13 protein-coding genes are annotated in these 13,957 nt (G+C 72.2%); 7 read left to right on the top strand and 6 right to left on the bottom strand.

What is annotated here, in order from left to right; translation table 11 throughout:
* Positions 1–36 precede the first annotated feature (36 nt).
* The 6 genes from ACFVQZ_RS05450 (at position 37) to ACFVQZ_RS05425 (ending at position 5,383) form a co-directional block, all read left to right on the top strand.
* Positions 37–1,155: an MFS transporter gene (locus ACFVQZ_RS05450; protein ID WP_383619850.1), complete on the top strand. Its 1,119-nt coding sequence runs from the start codon at positions 37–39 to the stop codon at positions 1,153–1,155.
* Positions 1,156–3,468, top strand: coding sequence for a molybdopterin oxidoreductase family protein (locus tag ACFVQZ_RS05445; RefSeq protein WP_030494763.1), 2,313 nt, complete (start codon positions 1,156–1,158; stop codon positions 3,466–3,468).
* 6 nt (positions 3,469–3,474) lie between these two features.
* Positions 3,475–4,074, top strand: coding sequence for a 4Fe-4S dicluster domain-containing protein (locus tag ACFVQZ_RS05440; RefSeq protein WP_030494762.1), 600 nt, complete (start codon positions 3,475–3,477; stop codon positions 4,072–4,074).
* A complete protein-coding gene (locus ACFVQZ_RS05435) occupies positions 4,071–4,706 on the top strand; it encodes a Rieske (2Fe-2S) protein (protein WP_030494761.1) in 636 nt (211 codons plus the stop codon). Before ACFVQZ_RS05440 ends, ACFVQZ_RS05435 begins: the two co-directional genes overlap by 4 nt.
* Entirely contained in the window at positions 4,703–5,098 is a 396-nt protein-coding gene (locus tag ACFVQZ_RS05430) for a hypothetical protein (protein WP_030494760.1), read from the top strand. The genes ACFVQZ_RS05435 and ACFVQZ_RS05430 overlap by 4 nt, the downstream gene beginning before the upstream one ends.
* A 66-nt stretch (positions 5,099–5,164) precedes the next feature.
* A complete protein-coding gene (locus tag ACFVQZ_RS05425; protein ID WP_030494759.1) occupies positions 5,165–5,383 on the top strand; it encodes a hypothetical protein in 219 nt (72 codons plus the stop codon).
* Between the two features lie 19 nt (positions 5,384–5,402).
* Here the strand turns inward: ACFVQZ_RS05425 and mscL are convergent, their stop codons facing one another.
* The 5 genes from mscL to ACFVQZ_RS05400 all read right to left on the bottom strand — a co-directional run bounded on the left by mscL (position 5,403) and on the right by ACFVQZ_RS05400 (position 10,341).
* Positions 5,403–5,960, bottom strand: coding sequence for a large conductance mechanosensitive channel protein MscL (mscL, locus tag ACFVQZ_RS05420; RefSeq protein WP_383619848.1), 558 nt, complete (start codon positions 5,958–5,960; stop codon positions 5,403–5,405).
* Positions 5,961–6,032: 72 nt separating this feature from the next.
* On the bottom strand, positions 6,033–6,626 hold the full coding sequence (locus tag ACFVQZ_RS05415; protein WP_383619847.1) for a hypothetical protein: 594 nt from the start codon (positions 6,624–6,626) through the stop codon (positions 6,033–6,035).
* Between the two features lie 200 nt (positions 6,627–6,826).
* Positions 6,827–7,132 carry an FmdB family zinc ribbon protein gene (locus tag ACFVQZ_RS05410; RefSeq protein WP_383619845.1) on the bottom strand — a complete coding sequence of 102 codons (306 nt, stop codon included), beginning with the start codon at positions 7,130–7,132 and terminating at the stop codon, positions 6,827–6,829.
* Between the two features lie 68 nt (positions 7,133–7,200).
* On the bottom strand, positions 7,201–8,478 hold the full coding sequence (locus tag ACFVQZ_RS05405; RefSeq protein ID WP_383619843.1) for an MFS transporter: 1,278 nt from the start codon (positions 8,476–8,478) through the stop codon (positions 7,201–7,203).
* A 315-nt stretch (positions 8,479–8,793) separates the two neighbouring features.
* Complete coding sequence (locus tag ACFVQZ_RS05400) at positions 8,794–10,341, bottom strand: potassium/proton antiporter (RefSeq protein WP_383619841.1); 1,548 nt, start codon at positions 10,339–10,341, stop codon at positions 8,794–8,796.
* A gap of 280 nt (positions 10,342–10,621) precedes the next feature.
* On the opposite strand from ACFVQZ_RS05400, the gene ACFVQZ_RS05395 reads away from it, so the two are divergent.
* Positions 10,622–13,357, top strand: a complete 2,736-nt coding sequence (locus ACFVQZ_RS05395; protein ID WP_383619839.1) for a penicillin acylase family protein — start codon at positions 10,622–10,624, stop codon at positions 13,355–13,357.
* Here ACFVQZ_RS05395 and ACFVQZ_RS05390 read toward each other — a convergent pair whose 3' ends face one another.
* Complete coding sequence (locus ACFVQZ_RS05390; protein ID WP_030494752.1) at positions 13,358–13,942, bottom strand: 5-formyltetrahydrofolate cyclo-ligase; 585 nt, start codon at positions 13,940–13,942, stop codon at positions 13,358–13,360.
* Between the last annotated feature and the right edge of the window lie 15 nt (positions 13,943–13,957).

Genomic DNA, 13,957 nt, shown 5'->3' with positions numbered 1-13,957 from the left:
CGGGCCGAATGTGCACATACGTCCTACCGTGGCCCCGTGACCGAGCCACCGCAGACCGCCGAACCCACCCCTCCCGCCCCGGAGGCGCCCACCCCGGTCCCGGACGGCCGCGCGCGCCAGACCCCCGCCGCCGTCCGCCGCCGTGCCGCCCTCGCCGGCACCGCCGTCTCCGTCCTGCTGATCCTCGCCATCGTCCTCGGCAGCCGGCTGCTCCGCGACTTCGACTCGGCGCTGCTGCCGTACGCCGTCGCCACCGTCTTCCTGGCCTTCGGCGTCGCCTACCGCTACACCGTCTGGATCTCCGCCCCCGGCGCCCGGCGCCTCTTCCGCCGCGGCTGGGGCTCCCTCTTCTCCGCCGAGAACTTCCGCAGGGCCCCCACCGCGCTGCCGAGGATGATCGCCACCTACCTCGGCTTCCAGAAGTTCCTCGGCGCCCGCTCGCACGCCCGCTGGGCCGCCCACCAGCTCCTCTTCTGGGGCTGCGTCCTCGCCGCGCTCATCACCTTCCCGCTCACCTGGGGCTGGTTCACCTTCACCTCCGCCACCGGCGACGGACCCGGCTACGAGATGCGGATCTGGGGCTTCAAGGTCCTCGGCTTCGACTCGCTCAACCTCCTCGGCTGGCTCATGTTCCACGGTCTGGACATCGCCGCCGTCCTCGTCATCGCCGGCGCCTCCTACTTCCTGTGGCGGCGCATGAAGGACCGCGGCGCCGTCACCGGCCAGCGCTTCGCCTACGACCTGGTCCCGCTGATCGCCCTGATCGTCATCTCGGTCACCGGCCTGCTGCTCACCTTCTCGTCGATCTTCCTGCACGGCGGCGGCTACGAGTTCCTGGCGATCCTGCACATGGTCTCGGTGGTCTTCACCCTCATCTACATCCCGTTCGGGAAGTTCTTCCACATCGTCCAGCGGCCCGCCGCCGTCGGCATGCAGCTCTTCAAGTACACCTCCCGCCGCAAGGGCGGCGGGGAGCTGAAGACCTGCCGCCGCTGCCACGAGCCCATCGACACCCCCGAGTACGTCGACAACCTGCGCGGCACCATGAGGGACCTCAAGCTCGACTTCGACGAGTGGGCCGAGTACTGCCCCCGCTGCAAGCGCGTCCTCCGCGGCAACGCCTACCTCACCCACGTCAAGAAGGGCTTCCAGTAAGTGACCGCGACCGACCCCTCCCGCGCGCTGCCGCTCGATCCCTCCGTCGCCCCGCCCGGCACCCGGAACTTCCGGGACGCCGGCGGGCTGCCCGCCGACCGGTGGCACGCCGACCAGAACGGGGAGACCCTCGTCCCCACCCACTGCTGCTTCTGCGGGGTGCAGTGCGGGATGTACCTGCGGGTCGACCGCGGCGGCAAGGTCTTCGGCGTCGAACCCCGCAACCACGACATCAACCGGATGCGGCTCTGCCCCAAGGGCATCAACGCCTACCAGCAGGTCAACCACCCCGACCGGCTCACCGCCCCGCTCCTGCGCCGCAACCGCGACGAGCCGTTCCGCGAGGTCGGCTGGGAGGAGGCGCTCGACCACACGGTCGCCGAGATCCGCCGCATCCAGGCCGAGTACGGCCACGACGCCTTCGGGCTGCTCGGCGGAGCCAGCCTCTACTCCGAGAAGACCTACCTCGTCGGCAAGTTCGCCCGGGTCGCCCTGAAGACCCGGCACGTCGACTACAACGGGCGCCTCTGCATGGTGTCCGCGGCCGGCGCCAACAAGCTCGCCTTCGGCATCGACCGGGCCGGCAACCCCTTCTCCGACATCCTCCTCACCGACTGCCTCCTCATCGCCGGCTCCAACGTTGGCGAGTGCTTCCCGGTGATGACCCAGTACCTGTGGGGGGCCCGCGACCGCGGCGCCACCCTCATCGTGGTCGACCCCCGGCAGACGGCCATCGCCCGCACCGCCGACGTCCACGTCGCCCTCAAGCCCGGCACCGACTCCGCCTTCTTCAACGCCGTCCTGCACGTGATCGTCGCCGAAGGGCTCACCGACGAGGCGTACCTCGCCGCCCACACCACCGGCTGGGACGAGGTCAGGGCCACCGTCGCCGCGTACCCGCCGTCCCGCTCCGCGGAGATCTGCGGCGTCCCCGAGGAGCAGATCGTCCAGGTCGCCCGCATGTTCGCCGGCGCGGGCAAGGCCATGGCCTGGCACGCCCGCGGCGTCGAGCACCACTCGCAGGGCGTCGAGAACTGCCTCACCATCATCAACCTGTGCGTCGCCACCGGGAACATCGGCAGGCCCGGCGCCGGCTACGGCACCATCACCGGCCAGGGCAACGGCCAGGGCGGCCGCGAGCACGGCCAGAAGTCCGACCTCCTGCCCGGCGGCCGGTCCATCTCCAACCCCGAGCACCGCCGCCAGATCTGCGAGATCTGGGGCATCGACGAGGCCGAGCTCCCGCCCGCCGGCACCTCCATGATGGAGATGGTCTGGCAGATGCAGCGCGCCGAGATCCGCGGCCTCATCGGCATCTGCAACAACCCCTTCGTCTCCCTCCCGAACTACGCCACGGTCAAGGACGGCTACGACACCCTCCAGTTCCACGCCCAGTTCGACTTCTTCCTCTCCGAGACCGCCGCCAACGCCCACGTCGTCTTCCCCGTCACCGTCTGGGCCGAGGACGAGGGCGTCATGGCCAACGCCGAGGCCCGGGTCGTCAAGCACAACAAGGCCCAGGAACCCCCGGCCGGCGTCCGCACCGACACCTGGGTCATCTGCGAGCTGGCCAAGCGGCTCGGCGCCGGCGACAAGTTCGCCTTCCCCGACTCCCGCTCCGTCTTCGAGGAGCTGCGGACCGCCTCCGCCGGCACCGTCAACGACTACTACGGCATCACCTACGAGCGGCTGGAGGAGACCGGCGGCATCGCCTGGCCCTGCCCGACCACCGACCACCCCGGCACCCCCCGCCTCTTCGAGGACGGCCGCACCTACCACCCCGACGGCAAGATCCACCTCCAGGTCGTCGAATGGCACCCGCCGATGGACCCCTACAGCGAGGAGTACCCGCTCTCGCTCACCACCGGCCGGACCGTCGCCCACTTCCTCTCCGGCAACCAGACCCGCCGGCTCGGCGCCCTCGTCGAGCAGACGCCCCGCCCCTGGGTCGAGGTCCACCCCTCGCACGGCTTCCGCAACGGCGACCCCGTCCGGGTCGTCACCCGCCGCGGCAGCGAGGTCTTCCCCGCCCTGGTCACCGAGGCCATCCGCCCCGACACCGTCTTCGTCCCCTACCACTGGCCCGTCCCCACCGCCGCGAACGCCCTCACCATCGACGCCCTCGACCCCCGCTCCAAGATCCCCGAGTACAAGGTCTGCGCGGCCCGCATCGAGGCCGCCGAACGCGTCGACGACGTCCCCGCGCCGCCGACCGCCCCCGGGCAGCTCGCCTACCCCGAGACCCAGGTCTCCCGCACCGACCCCCTGCCGCCCACGTCCCCGCAGGGGCGGGGCACCGCGGAGAGGAGCTGACCGCACATGATGGGCCGCACGATCTTCATCGACCCGGGCCGCTGCATCGGCTGCCAGGCCTGCGTCTCCGCCTGCCGCGAATGCGACTCGCACCGCGGCAAGTCGATGATCCACCTCGACTACCCCGACGAAGGCCACTCCGTCGCCTCCCTTCCCACCGTCTGCATGCACTGCGAGGACCCCGTCGCCCCGTGCGCCGAGGTCTGCCCCGCCGACGCGATCCTGGTGACCGCCGACGGCGTCGTGCAGCAGGCCGACACCACCCGCTGCATCGGCTGCGCCAACTGCGTCAACGCCTGCCCCTTCGGCGTCCCGAAGATCGACCTCCAGGCGAAGCTGCAGATGAAGTGCAACCTCTGCTACGACCGCACCGCCTACGGCCTCGCCCCCATGTGCGCGACCGTCTGCCCCACCGGCGCCCTCTTCTACGGCACCCTCGACGAACTCCGCGCCGAGCGCCCGGGCGTCCAGGTCGCCGACTCCTTCACCTTCGGCAGCACGACCGTCACCACGGGGGTGGCGATGGTCGTCCCCGCCGACAAGGTCCAGTGGCCCGTGCCCGGCGGTCTCCCGGTCGTCCAGATCAACGGAAAGGACGTCCGATGAGCGTCACCGACCCGCAGCCGCCCGCGCCGGACGCCGGCGCCGACGCGGCGCAGGAGGCGCTCCGCGACCGGATCGCCGCCGACTCCCTGACGACCCGCCGCGACTACCTGCGGATCGTCGCCACCGTCTCGGGCGGCCTCGCCGTCGGCGGCGTCGCCGTCGCCTCGGGCGTCCTGCACCGGCACGGCGACAGCGACGACCCGACCGAGCCGAGGAAGATCGCCGACCGGATCCTGCCCGGCGAGTCGCTCGCCTTCCGCTACCCCGGCGCCGAGGACCGGGCCATCGCGATCCGCATGGAGGACGGCACCCTCACCGGCTACTCGGCCGTCTGCACGCATCTCGCCTGCGCCGTCCTGTGGCGCAAGGACCGGGGCAGCGAGGGCGAGCTGTACTGCCCCTGCCACGAGGGCGTCTTCGACGCCCGCACCGGAGAGGTCACGGCCGGCCCGCCGCCGCGCGGCCTGCCGAAGGTGATCCTGATCGAGCAGGCCGACGGCAGCGTCTGGGCCATCGGCACCGCCCGCTCCGGCGAGAGCCTGCGGGACGGCCTGTGCCGGCAGCACGGCGACGGGCCCGCGATGTGCCGCGACCGGCAGCAGTCCGGCCCGGAGAGGAGTGAGCGCACGTGACGGACGGCCCCTTCCCCCAGGACCCCGAGGCCCCCCGGCCCGCGCAGCCGCCGTCGTACCGCCCGGGCAGCGCGCAGCCGCGGCTGAACCGGCCGGTGCGCGAGCGGTATCCGCAGATCCGGCCCACGAGCGGGTACGGCGACCCGCGGATCCGGCACACGGGCCCGGGGCCCGGGGCGGGCACGGAGCAGGAACCGGAGCGCTCCTCGAAGCTGTCGGCGCGGCTGGCGCTGGCGCTCACGGTGGTGATCGGCCAGCTCTGGGGGCTGACCATCGTGGTGGACGAGTGGATGTCCGGCGAAACCGGCACCGCGTGGTGGGGCGCGGGGTTCCTCGTCCTGTCGTTCCTGGTGGTCCTCGGCCTGTGGGCGCTGGACCCGAAGGACCGGTGACCGGAGCGGCCGGAAGGCCGCTGATGAGGGGGGTCCTGGGCGGGGGAGCGGGCGTACCCTGAAGACATGAGCACCGCCCCCGCCCACGGTCCGCGAGACGCGAAGCCGACCGGCGTTCGGCCGCATTCCGAGAACCCTCCGAAGCCGGTGATCGTCTTCGACGATCCGCTGGACGCGCAGTCCGCGGACGACACGGACCGCGGGTGGGGCGAGCGGCCTCCCGCCGGCGGCTCCGCCGCCGACCTCGCGCGCTTCCTGGACGAGAAGCCGCCGCACCACCTCTGACGCCGGAGCGCCCCTCCGGTCAGGAGGTGGAGTGCGTCCCCGTGCCGCCCGTGCTCCCCGTGCCGCTGCCGGCGGGGCTGCTGCTGGAGCCGCGCTGGGCGACCAGGTGGTCGCGGATCTCCTTGAGCACTTCCAGCTCGCTGACCTCCATGACCTCGTCGACGCCCTCCTTCGCCTTGTCGTGCGCGGCGCGCTTGGCGAGGATCTTGGCCATCGGCAGGACCATCAGGAAGTAGACGACCGCCGCGGTGATGAGGAAGCTGAGGATCGCGCTCAGCACCAGGCCCCACTGGAGCTGGATGCCCTGCATCTCGCCGTCGACGACCCGGCAGGGGTCCTTGAGGCAGCTGGTGTAGCTCTCCAGGTCCTTCGTGCCGAAGGCGCCCACGATCGGGTTGATGATGCCCTTGACCACCGAGTTCACGATGTTGGTGAACGCGGCGCCGATGACGACCGCCACCGCGAGGTCGATCACGTTGCCGCGCATCAGGAAGGCTTTGAAGCCCGCCATCACGCTTTCCTTCTTCTCGGTCACCAAGGTGCCTTTCTGCGGGGAGGGTGCTGTGTGCGCAGCCATTAGGCCGCGCAGGGCGCAGAGCCGTCCAATCCGTACACCCGGGACGGTGACTTGACAGCGAGTCCGTGCGAATCAGCACAGTGTCACCGCCAGTTGGGACGTGACACCGGCACCCGCCAGCTCCGTCGCGGTCGCCCGGGGCACGGCCAGGACGATCAACGCCCCTCCGTCCGAACGAGTCTCACCCGGGCGCGGCACTTCGGCCACTCGGGCGTCCCGCGCCACCACCCGTGCCGCACCGGTGCCTTGGCCGAGCGCGAGGTCGGCCGCGGGCGCGGCGATGACGTCCACGCGGTCGCCGGCGCGGAGCAGGCGTACGGCCTCCGCGTCGGCGATCCGCACCGGGGCGGAGACGAGCCGCGCGGGTGCGGTCGCGGGGGAGCGGGCCGCGGGGGCGGCGGGCGCCGCGGGTGCCGCGGCGGGGCGCGGCCCGGGGTCGTACCGGCCGGGCAGGGCGGCGGTGACGGCGAGCGCGGCGGCGGCCAGGGCGAGGAGCGCGCCGGACGCGCGGCGCGGCCGGGCCCGGAAGCGGGCGCCGCGGACGCGCAGCGGCGCGAAGTCCGGTACGGCGCAGGCGGCGGGGACGGAGACGTGGACGGGGACGGAGACGGGGGCGGGGAGGCCGGCGGGCGTGGTGCCGGCGGCCGGGTTCGGGTAGGCGTTCATGCGCCCACTGTCCCGCCCGCCCCGCGATCCCGCTCCGGCCTGTGGACGATCCACCGCCTGTGGACAACTCGGTCACCCCCGAGGGTGGTTCACCCGGCGCACGGTCGGACCGCCGCACGGCCGGACCGGGGCATGCCGAGACCCCGGCCCCCGCGTGGCGGGAGTCGGGGTCGGGGCGGTGCTGCCGGGGTGGCGGCGGCTCAGGCGGCCGGGGTCGGGGACGTCGAGGTGGACGTCGTCGAGGCCGGCTTCGCGTCGGACGCGGCCGAGGAGGTGGACGTCGTGGAGGACGTCGAGCTCTTCGAGGCCGGCGAGCTGCTGGACGAGGCGCCGCGGCTGTCGTTCCGGTAGAAGCCCGAGCCCTTGAAGACGATGCCGACGGCGGAGAACACCTTCTTGAGTCGGCCGTGGCAGGCGGGGCACTCGGTCAGCGCGTCGTCCGTGAACTTCTGGACCGCCTCGAGGCCCTCGCCGCACTCGGTGCACTGGTACTGGTAGGTCGGCACTAGTCTTCCTCCTGGCACTCACACTCATCGAGTGCTAACGACGCTCCATAGTGACGTATTCCGCCGGTTCAGTCCACCGCCACCGGCACGCGGTGACCGACACCACGCGCCGCGACCCGGCTCGCCTCGCGCGGCTTGAGCCGCGAGCGCAGGGCGACGAGGGTGACGAAGGCGAGCGCGGTGCCCGCGGCGGGGACGAGGAATCCGGCGCCGGAGCCGTGGGCGTCGGCCAGCCGGCCGGCGACGGTGACGGCCAGGGCCTGGCCGAGGGCGACGGCTCCGGTGAGCCAGGTGAACGCCTCGGTGCGGGCGGAGGCCGGGATCAGGGTCTCGACGATGGTGTAGCCGGTGATGAGGGCCGGGGCGATGCACAGGCCGACGACGAGGCCGAGGGCGCCGAGCAGCAGCACCGAGTGCGCGGTCCACAGCAGGGACGCGGCGACGGTGAGGCCGGTGTAGCCGAGGATCAGGCGGCGGCGGGGGCCGGTCTTCCAGGCGATGGCGCCCATGGCGATGCCGGCGAGCATGTTGCCGGCGGCGAAGACGCCGTACAGCAGGCCGTTGGCGCCGGGGTTGCCGATCTCCTCGCTGAAGGCGGTGAGCGAGACCTGCATGCCGCCGAAGACGGCGCCGATGCCGAGGAAGGCGACGATCAGGACGCGGACGCCGGGGACGGACAGCGCGGAGCGGTGCGGTTCGGCGCCGGCGCGGCCGGCGGCGGCGAGCAGGCCGTGCGGCGGCTGGGTGGCGCGCTGGGCGGCGAAGAAGAGGCCGCCGACGAGGGTGAGGGCGGCTTCGGTGACGAGGCCGGCGGCCGGGTGGACGCCGGTGCACAGGGCGGTGGCGAGGACCGGGCCGACGACGAAGGTGAACTCGTCGGTGACGGACTCGAAGGCCGCGGCGGTCGGCATCAGAGGCGTGCCGTCCAGCTTGGCCGCCCAGCGGGCCCGGACCATCGGGCCGACCTGCGGGACGGACGCGCCGGCGGGCACGGCGGCGAGGAACAGCGCCCACAGCGGGGCGCCGGCCAGCGCGAGTGCGACCAGCGCCGTGACGGAGGCGGCGTGCACGATGACGCCGGGGAGGAGGACGGCCCGCTGGCCGAAGCGGTCGGCGAGCTTGCCGCTCTGCGGGGCGAAGAGCGCCATGGAGACGCCGGTGACGGCGGCGACGGCGCCGGCGCTGCCGTACGAGCCGGTGGTGTGCTGGACGAGCAGGACGATGCCGATGGTCAGCATCGCGAACGGCTGCCGGGCGGCGAAGCCGGGGATCAGGAAGGAGAGCGCACCGGGGGTGCGCAGCAGCTGCCCGTAGCCGGGCCGCTTGTCGGTGACCGTGGACGCCACGGTCCTGGCCTTTCTGCCGCCTGGTAGCGCGCGGGCACGGTGGTGCCGGTCTCGCCGAGAGCTGTCCTCTTGCGCGGAACTGCGGTAGATACCGGCGGGCCCCACTGCGGGAGGGGCGCCGCGGCCGCCATACGGTCGCGCCAGCTCTGCGTCAGGCAGAGTTGGTTCGATCAGGTGTGCCTTCATGGTACAGGGAGGAGCGCTCTCCCGCCTGCGATTCCTCTGGGAGAACGCTCCTGACCCCGAAATAATGCCGGGTATTAACCCGCGATTCATGTCCGGGAAGAATCCGGGAAGAATCCGGGAAGAAGAGGCTCAGTGGCCCGGCGCCCGGTCCTTCCCCGGGGGCGGCCGGTGGAGCTTCGCCGCCGCCGGCAGGTGGAAGCGGGGCGCGGTGGCCGTGCCGCCCGTCGCCTTCCCGTCCCCGGTGCCCAGCCAGCCGGCGAGCTTGCCGCCCTGGCCGACCGCGCGCAGCCGCTGCTCGGTGGCGTCGCGCACCGGGTCGGTGGCGACGACGAGCAGTTCGTCGCCCTTGCGCAGCACGGTCGCAGGACCGGGCACGAAGCTGGTGTCCTCCCGTACGACCAGGGTGACGGCGGCCCCGGTGGGCAGCCGCAGTTCGGCGACCTCGACGCCGTGCATCCGGGAGCCCTCGGGGATGGCGACGGAGAGCAGGTGGCCGCGGAGCCGTTCCAGCGGGGCGGACTCGACGCCGAGGTCGGCGGCCTCGCCGGAGTCGCCGAGCTTGAGGGCCTTGGCGAGCCAGGGGAGGGTCGGGCCCTGGACCAGGGTGTAGACGACGACCAGCACGAAGACGATGTTGAAGATCCGCTCGCTGCCCTCGATCTGCCCCACCATCGGGATGGTGGCGAGGATGATGGGGACGGCTCCGCGCAGGCCGGCCCAGGACAGCAGGGCCTGCTCCTGCCAGGGGATGCGGAAGGGCAGCAGGCTGACCAGGACCTCCAGTGGCCGGGCCACCATCGTCAGGACGAGGCCGATGACGACGGCCGGCCAGAAGTCGTTGACCAGCTCGTGCGGGGTGACGAGCAGTCCGAGCAGGACGAACATGCCGATCTGCGCGATCCAGCCGAGCCCCTCGGCGAAGCCGCGGTTGGCGGGGGCGTGCGGCAGCTTGGCGTTGCCGAGGACCATCGAGGCCAGGTAGACGGCGAGGAAGCCGGAGCCGTGGGCGATCGCGCCGGCCGCGTACGCGGTGACGGCGATGGCCATGACGGCGATCGGGTACAGGCCGGAGGCGGGCAGGGCGACGTGCCGGAGCCCGTACGCGCCGACGAAGCCGACGGCGAGGCCGATGCCGGCGCCGATGGCGAGCTCCAGGGCGATCTTCCCGACGAGCACGTACCAGTCGTCGACGGGTCCGGCGGAGGAGAAGGCGACGACGAGGATGACGACCGGGGCGTCGTTGAAGCCGGATTCGGCCTCCAGCACACCGGTGACCCGGGACGGCAGCGGCACCTTGCGCAGGACGGAGAAGACGGCGGCGGCGTCGGTGGAGGAGACGACGGCGCCGATGATCAGCGCCTGCCGCCACTCCAGGCCGACGAGGTAGTGGGCGCCGGCGGCGGTGATGCCGACGGAGACGGCGACGCCGACGGTGGAGAGGACGACCGCGGCCGGCAGGGCCGGCTGGATCTCCTTCCACTTGGTGCCGAGACCGCCCTCGGCGAGGATGACGACGAGCGCCGCGTAGCCGATGACCTGGGTGAGTTCGGCGTTGTCGAAGGCGACGTTGCCGATGCCGTCCTGCCCTATGGCGACGCCGATGCCCAGGTACAGCAGCAGGCTGGGGAGCCCGCTCCGCGACGAGATCCGGACGGCGGCGACCGCGATCAGCAGCACGAGTGAGCTGATCAGCAGGAGTTCGTTGAGCTCGTGGACAGTCAGTGCGCCGTTCCTTCCCCTCGCACGCGCCGGATCGTTCCTCCAGCCGCAGTACTTCGTTACCTTACCTAATCTTTAACGCTTTCTTGACGCCTTCTTTGTGCTCCGGGGTCCTCAATACCGTCCGCTGTGCGCGCGTCCGCGCGGTTCCTGCCTGACACCGAGTCCAGGGCGCCCAGGCGCTGCGCCTAAGGTTGCTCCCGTACTCCAGGACCACCCTGCCCCTCGAAGGACAGCGATGCCCTCCAACACGACCGCGCCCCCCGCCAAGAAGAAAGGCAGGCGCGCCCGCCTGATCGTCCTGCTCCTGGTCCTTGCGCTGGTCGGGGCCGTCGCCTTCGGCGGCTGGTGGGGAGTCGGCACCGTCCGGGCCTCGTTCCCGCAGACCACGGGCGAGATCCGGATCGACGCGCTCTCCGGCGACGTCGAGGTGAAGCGGGACGCCCTCGGCGTCCCCCAGATCTACGCGGACAACGAGACCGACCTCTTCCGCGCCCAGGGCTACGTCCAGGCGCAGGACCGCTTCTACGAGATGGACGTCCGCCGGCACCTCACCGCCGGCCGCCTCTCCGAGATGTTCGGCGAGAGCCAGGTCGAGACCGACGCCTTCCTGCGCACCCTCGGCTGGCGCCAGGTCGCGCAGCAGGAGTACGACAAGGTCCTGACGCCGGAGACGAAGAAGTACCTCCAGGCGTACGCGGAGGGCGTCAACGCCTACCTGAAGGACCGGGAACCGAAGGACGTCTCCGTCGAGTACGCGGCGCTGGCCTTCACCAACGAGTACACCATCGAACCGTGGACCCCGGTCGACTCGGTCGCCTGGCTCAAGGCCATGGCCTGGGACCTGCGCGGCAACATGCAGGACGAGATCGACCGCTCGCTGCTCACCAGCCGGCTGACCCCGGCCCAGATCCAGCAGCTCTACCCGGAGTACCCGTACGAGCTCCACCAGCCGATCCTCGACCGCGGCACCGTCGACCCGGTGACGAAGAAGTTCGACCCGAAGGCCGGCAAGGACGAGGAGACCGGCGGCGGTTCCGGTACGGACGCGGGAGCGGGCTCCGGCGGCGCGAGCGCCCAGCTCGCCGCGCTCTCCGGGCTGTCCGACGTCCTCGACACCGTCCCGGCCCTGCTCGGCCCGAACGGCAACGGCATCGGCTCCAACTCCTGGGTCGTCTCCGGCGACCTCACCACCTCCGGCAAGCCGCTCCTCGCCAACGACCCGCACCTCGCGCCGATGCTGCCGTCCCTCTGGTACCAGATGGGCCTGCACTGCCGCTCGGTCTCCGCGACCTGCCGCTACGACGTCGCCGGCTACACCTTCTCCGGCATGCCCGGCGTGATCATCGGCCACAACGACTCCATCGCCTGGGGCCTCACCAACCTCGGCGCCGACGTCACCGACCTCTACCTGGAGAAGGTCAGCCCCGAGGGCTACCTCGTCGACGGCAAGGTCAAGCCGTTCGACACCCGCGAGGAGGTCATCAAGGTCGCCGGCGGTGCCGACCGGCCCATCACCGTCCGCTCCACCGACCGAGGCCCGCTGGTCTCCGACCGCTCCTCCGAACTGGAGAAGGTCGGCCAGAAGGCCCCCGTCGGCAACTCCGCCCCCGACCGCGCCGAGGGCTACGGTGTCTCCCTCCAGTGGACCGCCCTCCAGCCCGGCAAGTCGATGGACGCGATCTTCGCGCTCAACCGCGCCCAGGACTTCCGGCAGTTCCGGGCCGCCGCGAAGAACTTCGAGGTCCCCTCGCAGAACCTTGTGTACGCCGACACCGAGGGCCACATCGGCTACCAGTCGCCCGGCAAGATCCCGCGCCGCGCCAAGGGCGACGGCACCCTGCCCGCGCCCGGCTGGGACTCCTCGTACCGCTGGAAGGGCTACATCCCCTTCGAGCAGCTGCCGTACGAGTACGACCCCGAGCGCGGCTACATCGTCACCGCCAACCAGGCCGTGATCTCCCCCGGGCAGTACCCCGACCTGCTGACGAAGGACTGGGGCTACGGCTCGCGCAGCCAGCGGATCAACGACCTCATCGAGTCGAAGACCAAGGACGGCGGCAAGATCTCGCCGGACGACATGCGGACCATGCAGACCGACAACCGCAGCGAGATCGCGGCCCTGCTCAACCCGCTGCTGCTGAAGGTCGACATCTCCGACCCGTACGTCCGCGAGGCGCAGAAGCTGCTGGAGGGCTGGGACTACACCCAGGAGCCCGACTCGGCCGCCGCCGCCTACTTCAACGCGGTCTGGCGCAACGTCCTCAAGCTCTCCTTCGGCGACAAGCTGCCCAAGGAGGTGCGCGCCGAGGGCGACTGCATCAACGTGCGCCCGGTCGACGCCACCGGCCCGGTCGACGAGCAGAACAAGCTGGTCCGCGAGTGCGGCGAGCGCGACCCGGACTCGGCGCAGCCGGACGGCGGCGACCGCTGGTACGAGGTGGTGCGCCCGCTCCTCAAGCAGGAGAAGAGCGCGTGGTGGAAGACGCCCGCCACCCGCACCGACCCGGCGACCGAGACCCGCGACCAGCTGCTCGCCCGGGCCATGAAGGACGCCCGCTGGGAGCTGACCGCCAAGCTCGGCAAGGACGTCTCCACCTGGAGCTGGGGCCGGCTGCACCAGCTGACCCTGAAGAACCAGACGCTCGGCACCGCCGGCCCCGGCGTGGTGCAGAAGATGCTCAACCGCGGCCCGTGGAACCTGGGCGGCGGCGAGGCGGCGGTCGACGCGACCGGCTGGAACGCGGCCGGCGGCTACGAGGTCATCTGGGTGCCGTCGATGCGGATGGTCGTCAACGTCGGCGACTGGGACAAGTCCCGCTGGATCAACCTGACCGGCGCCTCCGGGCACGCCTTCCACGACAACTACACGGACCAGACGGACGCCTGGGCCGAGGGCGAGCTGTACGACTGGGCCTTCGGGAAGGCGGCGGTCGACGCGGCGGCGAAGGACACGCTGACGCTGAAGCCCTGATCAGGAACGGCCGAATCGGGCCACCCCGTCCGGGGTGACCACCGCGTGCACGGGGTGGTCGTGCGGTTCCTCCGGGACCCGCGCGACCACCTCGTCCGCGTAGAGGAGCACCACCAGGGCCGGGTCCTTCCCGGCCCGCGCGAGCCGGGCGAGGACCCGGTCGTACGAGCCGCCGCCCCGGCCGAGCCGCATGCCGCGCGCGTCGACGGCGAGCCCGGGCAGCAGCACCGCGTCGGCCGTGCAGACGGCGTCCGGGCCGAGCCGCGGCCCGGTCGGTTCGAGCAGGCCGCGGCCGGCCTTCGCGAGTGCGCCGGGGCCCTCGTACGCCGCCCAGTCCAGGTCGTTGTCGGGCAGCAGGACCGGCAGCAGGACGCGCACCCCGCGCGCGTGGAGGGCGTCGAGCAGCACGCGCGTGCCGGGCTCGCGGCCGACGGAGACGTACGCGGCGACGGTGGCGGCGCCGGCCAGCTCGGGCAGTTCGAGACCGTGGCCGGCGAGCGCCCGCGCGGTCTCCGCGAGGACGTCGGGGGCGAGGGCGGCGCGGGCGTCGAGCAGTCGGCGGCGCAGGAGGTTTTTTTCGGACACGTCCGGATTCTCTTT

This window comes from Streptomyces sp. NPDC057854 (assembly GCF_042797055.1).
Classification (GTDB): domain Bacteria; phylum Actinomycetota; class Actinomycetes; order Streptomycetales; family Streptomycetaceae; genus Streptomyces.
The sequence above is the reverse complement of the archived record's forward strand: the minus strand, read 5'-3'. Positions and strand labels throughout refer to the sequence as shown.